Origin of the sequence: Nonomuraea sp. NPDC023979 (genome assembly GCF_040639085.1) — a bacterium.
GTDB classification, from domain to species: domain Bacteria; phylum Actinomycetota; class Actinomycetes; order Streptosporangiales; family Streptosporangiaceae; genus Nonomuraea; species Nonomuraea ceibae.
Map to the genome: position 1 here is coordinate 1 of NZ_JBEZZG010000076.1, position 4,682 is coordinate 4,682.

Here is a 4,682-nt window from a genome sequence, read left to right on the forward strand (position 1 = left end):
GCGGTGAGCGCGGCCTGCGCCAGCTCGCCGCCCGCCTGCACCGAGGCCAGCTCCACCAGCCACGCGCCGTCCGGCAGCTCGGCGAGCATCGACGGCCTGCAGCGTGTACGCGGCGTCGGCCAGCCGGACGCCCGGCTCGGCCGCCAGGTGCCGGCCCAGCCTGCGGCACGCCTCGTCGGCCGCCGCGGCGGCGCGGGCCGACACCGGCAGCACCTGGTAGCGGCGGCCCTGCGGCTCGGCGTCGCGGGAGACGGCCGGGGGCTCCTCGATCACCATGTGGACGTTGGTGCCGCCCATGCCGAGCGAGTTCAGCCCGGCGATGCGCGGGCGGCCGTCACGGGTCCGCCACGGCGACAGCTCGGTGTTGACGTAGAACGGGCCCGACTCGAAGTCGATCTCCGGGTTGGGGCTGGTGTAGTGCAGGCTGGCCGGGATCACGCCGTCGCGGATCGCGAACGCGGTCTTGATCAGCCCGCTCGCCCCGGCCGCCCGGTCCAGGTGGCCGACGTTCGTCTTGACCGACCCGATCGCGCAGTAGCGGCGCTCGCTGGTCGGGCCGAAGGCGCGGGCGAGCGCGGCCACCTCGATCGGGTCTCCCAGCTCGGTGGCGGTGCCGTGGGCCTCCACGTAGCTGATGTCCTCGCCGGTGACGCCGGCGTCGGCCATCGCGTCGGCGATCACCCGCGACTGGCCGACGACGCTGGGCGCGGTGTAGCCGACCTTGAGCGCGCCGTCGTTGTTCATCGCCGTGCCGCGGATCACCGCCCAGACGTGGTCGCCGTCGCGCAGCGCGTCCGGCAGCCGCTTGAGCAGGACGGCGGCGGCGCCGTCGCCGAACATGCTGCCCTTGGCCCGCGCGTCGAACGTGCGCACGTGCCCGTCGGGCGACTCCTGCCCGCCCGGCCCGTACAGGTGGCCGACGCGGTCCGGCACCCGGATGGAGACGCCGCCCGCCAGCGCGAGCTCGCACTCGCCGTTGCGCAGCGACTGCACCGCCAGGTGCGCGGCGACCAGCGACGTGGAGCAGAACGTCTGCACGGCGACGCTCGGCCCGTGCAGGTCGAGCAGGTACGACACGGTCGTGGGCAGCGCGTCCTTGTCGTTGCCCATGATCACTTCGAAGTCGCTGAAGCCCGCCTTGCCGCCCGCGCCGAGCAGGTGGTCGGTCATCCTCAGCAGGTAGGTGCTGATGTTGGCGCCGCCGAACACGCCCACCCGGCCCCGCCGCTCCGGCGCGGCGTAACCGGCCTGCTCCAGCGCCTCCCAGCACACCTCCAGGAACGCCCGCTGCTGCGGGTCGGTGATGGCGGCCATGCGCGGGCTCATCCCGAAGAACGCCGCGTCGAAGCCCCCGACGTCGTCCAGCACCGGCCGCGCCGGCACGTACGCCGGATCGCGCACCTGCTCGGGATCGGCCCCGGCGGCCAGCAGCTCGTCCTCGGAGAAGAACGTGATCGACTCGACGCCGTCGCGCAGGTTCCGCCAGAACGCGTCCACGTCCGGCGCGCCGGGGAAGCGGCCCGCCATCCCGACGATCGCGATCCGCCGGTCCTCGTCCTCGGTGACGCGCTCCACCCGCGCGGCCCGTACGGGCTCGGCCTGCGGCGGCGCGGTGGAACGGCGCTCGTCGAGCACGGCGGCCAGCGTGGCGACCGTGGGCGCCTCGAACAGGGTCACCGTCGGCACCGCGATCCCGTGCCGCTTCTTCACCAGCGCCAGCATCTGCAGCGCCACCAGGGAGTTGCCGCCGAGGTCGAAGAAGTTGTCCCGGGTGCCGACAGGCTCCACGCCCAGCACCTCCGACCAGAGCGCCGCCAGGTCCCGCTCGGCCTGCGTGATCGGGGCCGTGTACGGCTGGGGCAGCTCGGGGCGGGGGAAGCGGTCGCCGCTCCCGGCCGCCTCCGGGCCCGGCGCGCTCATGGCACGCGGGAGCCGGTCGTCGAGACCGCCCGCGGCGACCACGACGTGCGGGGCGGCGCCGGCCCGGACCCGGTCGAAGGCCGCCAGGGCCTCCTCCGCCGTCATCGAGTGCGCCGCCATCGCCGCGCCCAGGCCGCCCTCGATGCGGTCGAGCGTCACCGCCCAGGTGTCCCAGCTCGCGGCCGTCCACCGGGTGGCGCCGCCGTGGTGGCGGTGGGCGATCGCCGTCAGCGCCGCGTTCGCGGCGGCGTAGCTGCCGAACGTGATGCCGCCCAGCAGCGACGACGTGGAGGCGAACAGCACGCAGAAGTCCGGCGTCAGCTCCGTGCCCGCCAGCGCCTCGGCCAGCGCCAGCGCGCCGCCGACCTTGGCGTCGAAGTGCCGGGCCACCGCGTCCGCGTCCAGCTCGCGCAGCGGGCGGAACGTGTCGGGCGTGGTCACGGCGGCGGCGTGCACGACGCCGTCCAGCCGGTCCAGCCCGGCCAGCAGCGCGCGCACGGCGGCCGGGTCGGTGACGTCCACGCGGGGGGCGCTCACCTCGACGCCCAGCTCCCGCAGCGCGTCGACCGCGTGCCGCCGCAGGTGGGCCGGGTCGTCCGGCACGCCGCCCCGGCTGGCCAGGACCAGCCTGCCCGCCCCGGCGCGCGCCAGGTGGCCGGCCAGCAGCAGGCCCACGTCCCCGAGCCCGCCCGTCACCAGGTACGTCCCGCCCCGCCGCACCGGGGCCCCGTCCGCCGGGGTGGCGTCGTCGGGGGTGTAGGCGCGGGTCAGGCGGGTGCCGTGGCGGTAGGCGACGAAGACGTCGCCGGGCGGGGTGCGGAGTTCCGCCTCCAGCGCCTCGGCCACCTCGGCGGCGTCCGCGTCCCCGGCCACGTCCACGGTGGCGCAGTCGAGGTTCAGGTACTCCTGGTTGGCGACCATCGGCAGGGTCGCGGCGGCGGCCATCCCCGGGTCGGGGCGCTCCCCCGCGGCCACGGCCTGCCCGCCGCGCGTCACGACGATCACCCGCGCGGCCGTCTCGGCGGTCGCCTCCCCCCAGGCCGCCAGCATCGCCGCCACGGGCAACACCGCCCCCCGCCCATCCCCTCCGATGACAGCGGCCCCTTCGGGGAGCGCACGCCCGTCGAGGGTTGCGGGCTCGTCGGTGGTGGAGGGGCCTGTGGGGGTGGTGTGGTGGGCGTTGCCGCCGTCGGGGCCGGTGCCGTCGCGGCCGTCGCCGCCGTCCGGGCCGACCTCGCCGTCCTGTCCGTCGCGGTCGTCGCCGCCGTCCGGGCCGGTGCCGCCGTCGGGGCCGGGGGTTCCGGCCGGGCCAGTGTGGGGTGCGGCCCCGTTCGGGAGGCTGGGTCCGTTCGCCAGGACCGCTTCGCCGTACGGGACGGTCCCGCCGTACGGGGTGGCGGGGCCGGTCGGCGGGGTGAGGAGGCGGAGGTCGAGGATCGTGAGGCCGTCCGTCGTGAGGCGGGAGGCGAGGGTGGCGGGGTCGGCGGGGTCGAACGTGCAGCCGTCCGGGGTCTCGGTGAAGGCGTCGCCGGGGACCGCGGTGACGACGTCGGCGCCGGTGGCGCGCAGGGTCCGGGCCAGGGCGTCGCCGGCGCCGCCGGGGCCGTCGGTGAGGAGGGCGTAGCGGGTGGCCTGGAGCTCGGACGACGCGGGCGGGGCGGGGGTCCAGCGGGGGGACAGCAGGGACACGTGCCCGGCCCGGGGCGCGGCGTCCGCGGGAAGCTCGGCGGCGGGCGAGGCGGCGGCGGGGAGGGTGGGGGTTGCGGGCGGGTTCACCCAGAAGCGCTCGCGCTGGAACGGGTAGGTGGGCAGCCCGACCTTGGCGACGGGCCGGTCCTGCCGGTAGCCGGCCCAGTCGACGGGGACGCCCGCGAGCCAGAGCCGCCCGGCGGCCTCGGCGAGCACGGCGCGGGCGGGGCGCGGGTCGGCGGCGCCGGGCAGGGTGGCGACGACGAGCGGCCAGCGGTCCGGCGGGCAGTCGGCGTGGCCGCGCGCCATGGCGCCCAGCGACTGGCCGGGCCCGATCTCCAGGAGCGCGGGCTCGCCGTCGTGCCGCAGGAGGGTGCGCAGCATGTCGTGGAAGCGGACGGGCTCGCACATGTGGCGGGCCCAGTAGGCGGGGTCGGTGACCTGCCCGGCCGTGGCGATCTCGCCGGTGACGTTGGACACGTACGGGATCTGGGGCGGGTGGAGGGTGACGTGGGCGGCGATCCACGCGGTGAGGCGGTCCCGGAGGGGTTCCATCATCGCGGAGTGGAAGGCGTGGGTGGTGGCGAGCGGCCGGCACGGCACCGCGTCGGCCTCCAGGAGCGCCCGGGCGGCGGCGACGGCCTGCGGTTCGCCGGACAGGACGGTGAGCTCGGGGCCGTTGATCGCGCCGACGCCGACGCCGGTGATGCCGGCGCGGCGGATGCGGTCCAGGACGTCGGCGGCGGCCAGCGGCACGGCGGCCATGGCGCCTTCGGGGAGTTCGCCGATGAGGCGGGCGCGGTGGGTGACGAGGGCGACGGCGTCGTCGAGGGTGAGCACGCCGGCCAGGCAGGCGGCGACGTACTCGCCGAGGCTGTAGCCGGCCAGGATCGCCGGCTCGACGCCCCACGACCGGACGAGCGTGGCGAGCGCGTACTCGACGGCGAACAGGGCGGGCTGGAGCGTCTCGGTGGGGGTGGCGGCGCACGCGGCCGGGATCGTGCACGGGCGGGTCAACCCGGCCAACGTGCTGCTGACCGGGACCGGGCGGGCGCTGCTCACCGGGTTCGGGA

At 77.0% G+C, this 4,682-nt stretch carries 1 protein-coding gene; it reads right to left on the reverse strand.

Features of this window, described 5'->3' with window-relative positions:
- The coding region (locus AB0G11_RS48805; protein WP_357594137.1) for an SDR family NAD(P)-dependent oxidoreductase at positions 1–4,626 on the reverse strand (4,626 nt) is incomplete at its 3' end.
- Between the last annotated feature and the right edge of the window lie 56 nt (positions 4,627–4,682).